The organism is Dietzia sp. E1 (assembly GCF_014145015.1).
Lineage (GTDB): Bacteria > Actinomycetota > Actinomycetes > Mycobacteriales > Mycobacteriaceae > Dietzia > Dietzia cinnamea_A.
The window spans coordinates 1-1,800 of record NZ_JAALDU010000496.1 but is presented as its reverse complement, the minus strand read 5'-3'; the positions used below and the strand labels follow the sequence as shown (position 1 = coordinate 1,800).

Sequence of the window (1,800 nt, the reverse complement as noted above, 5' to 3'; positions counted from 1 at the left end):
GTGTTGGTCGCCGCCGGGCTCGCCGCGTTCCGGCGCCGCGACGTGCCCCGGCCCTGACCGCCCGACCCGGTGCGGGGACAGCCCGCCTCGGGGTCCGCCCGCCCCGGCGCGGCGTCCACGCCGACCTGACAGACTGACGGGCACTGCCGCCGGCGCCGCCGGCCGGACGCGAACCAGGGAGGAACCGATGTCGGACCAGGTCGATCGAGACGCGCTCGCCGCCGCACTTGCGGTGGTCGGGGAATGGCCGGTGGACACCGTCTCGGCCGCGGTCGTCGGACCCGACGGCGCGCTCGCGACGCACGGCGACGACAGTCGCGTCTACCGCCTCGCCTCGGTCACCAAGCCGCTCGTCGCCACGGCCGCCCTGTTGGCGGTCGAGGAGGAGGCGATCGGCCTCGACGATCCCGCCGGTCCCGAGGGCTCCACCGTGCGGCACCTGCTCGCGCACGCCTCCGGACTCGACTTCGCCGACAGGGACGAGGTCCGCACCGCGCCGGGCCGGCGACGCATCTACTCGTCCGCCGGGTTCGAGGTGCTGGCCGACCACATCGCCGACGCCACCGAGATCGACTTCCCCGAGTACCTCCACGAGGCCGTGTGCCGGCCGCTCGGGATGGAGTCCACCGCCCTCGAGGGCTCGGCCGGGCACGGCGCCTCCGCCAGCCTCGCGGACCTCGTGCCCTTCGCGCGCGAACTCGTCGCGCCGCGACTGCTGGCCACCGAGACCCTCGCCGAGGCCGTGACCGAGCAGTTCCCCGGGCTCGACGGGATCGTGCCCGGGTACGGGATGCAGAAGCCGTGCCCGTGGGGGCTGGGGTACGAGTTGCGCGGGGACAAGGACCCGCACTGGACCGGTTCGCGGAACTCGGCCGGGACGTTCGGCCACTTCGGGCAGTCGGGGACGCTGCTGTGGGTCGACCCCGCGCTGTCCGCGGCGCTGGTCGTGCTCACCGACCGCGACTTCGGCGACTGGGCCAAGCCGCTGTGGCCGGAGCTGTCCGACGGCGTCGTCGAGGCGCTCGGGCGGTAACCGCGCCGCTGCCGGTGCCCGGGTCCGGCCCGGGCGGATCGATGAGCCGTCCGGTGGGCTGGCCGACACGCCGAGGGGCCGCCCGGCGTCGGAATCACGGTGCTGTAACTTTGCTGAGAGTCCAGAAGTGTCACTGGTGTAATCCGGTCACTTCAGGCACAGTAGAAACCAACAACAACACAAGCCACATCATTCACACGATTTCGTGAGGTCGTTGGGGAAGACGTCCCTCAGTGAGTCGGGAGTGAAGTGATGTCTGACCATAACCATTTCGCGGATACGACGACCGGCGTGGTGTTCATCCATGCCGCGCCGACCGCGCTGTGTCCTCACGTCGAGTGGGCTCTGGCGAGCACGCTCGACGCCAACTCGGCCATGCGCTGGGAAGACCAGCCGGCCCAGCCGGGCGCTCGCAAGGCGATCGTCGACTGGATCGGTCCGGTCGGCACCGGCGCACGGCTGGCCGAGTCGTTGGCCAAGTGGTCGATGCTGTCCTTCGAGGTGACGGAGGACCCGAGCGACCTCGTCGACGGCGAACGCTTCTCGCACACGCCCGAGCTCGGCATGTGGCGGGGGCAGACCGGTGCGAGCGGTGACGTCGTCATCAGCGAGAACCGGCTGCGCCACCTCATGAAGGCCGGCCCCGCCGCCTTCCACGCCGCCGTCGAGGCGGAGCTCGGCACCCCGTGGGACCGCGCGCTCGAGCCGCTGCGCGGCCACCCGGCCGCCTCCGAGGTCACCTGGCTCTCGCGCGTCGGCTGACCCGC

At 72.2% G+C, this 1,800-nt stretch carries 2 protein-coding genes; both read left to right on the top strand.

The features are described from left to right. Window positions 1-187: 187 nt before the first annotated feature. The gene (locus tag G6030_RS14485; protein ID WP_182643595.1) at window positions 188-1,033 is read left to right on the top strand and encodes a serine hydrolase domain-containing protein; all 846 of its coding nucleotides are present in this window, start codon (window positions 188-190) and stop codon (window positions 1,031-1,033) included. A gap of 252 nt (window positions 1,034-1,285) precedes the next feature. Further along, window positions 1,286-1,795: a DUF3145 domain-containing protein gene (locus tag G6030_RS14480; protein ID WP_043567216.1), complete on the top strand. Its 510-nt coding sequence runs from the start codon at window positions 1,286-1,288 to the stop codon at window positions 1,793-1,795. Window positions 1,796-1,800: the final 5 nt, after the last annotated feature.